The sequence below is a fragment of the Pseudoalteromonas sp. S1650 genome (genome assembly GCF_005887195.1).
Lineage (GTDB): Bacteria > Pseudomonadota > Gammaproteobacteria > Enterobacterales > Alteromonadaceae > Pseudoalteromonas > Pseudoalteromonas simplex.
The window spans coordinates 1-664 of record NZ_PNDF01000163.1 but is presented as its reverse complement, the minus strand read 5'-3'; the positions used below and the strand labels follow the sequence as shown (position 1 = coordinate 664).

General features: G+C 51.4%; 1 protein-coding gene. It reads right to left on the bottom strand.

Going from position 1 to position 664, the window contains the following annotated elements:
• A partial coding sequence (locus tag CWB80_RS22010) for an Ig-like domain-containing protein (RefSeq protein WP_249362684.1) occupies positions 1-664 on the bottom strand: 664 nt, incomplete at both ends.

The window sequence follows — 664 nt, the reverse complement described above, 5'->3', positions numbered from 1 at the left end:
AGTCCAGGTTCCATTACTGCCCACTGTGGCTGAGAAAGTTTGTACCACACCGTTACTATCAGTCACTGTGATAGTTACTAACGCGCCGATTTCATTACTTGTGCCGCTTAAAGTTGGCGTCACATCACTGCCCGCCCCAACGCCCGTTAAGGTTAAGCTTGGTGCAACGGTATCAATGACCCCAGTCACCGTTTCTTCTGTAAGGTTCCCCACCCCATCACGCACACTGGCGTCAACAGTAAATTGACCATCAGCTAAGACCGTTGTTGGACTCACTGACCAATTACCGCTGGCATCCACTGTCGCTGTCAGGGTGCTGCTATCACCATTGGCATCGGTGACGACCACGGTCACTTGTGCGCCTTCACCTGCATCACTGGTACCACTGATGAGCGGTGTATTGTCATTTCCTATTGCATCCACATTAACGGTGAGTGTCGGTGGTGTACCATCAAAGTCACTTGAACTGATAGTACGTACATTGCCTGCAGCATCCGATGCACTGGCTGTTATCGACGCTAGGTTCGCTAACGGCACGGTTAACCCTGTCAGCGACCAATCACCATTGGCATCGGTGGTTGCCGTATATGTCACACTGCCACCGCCTAATAAGGTTTGGGTGATGGTCACTGTGCTACCGGCGGGTAAATCTGATGTACCACTT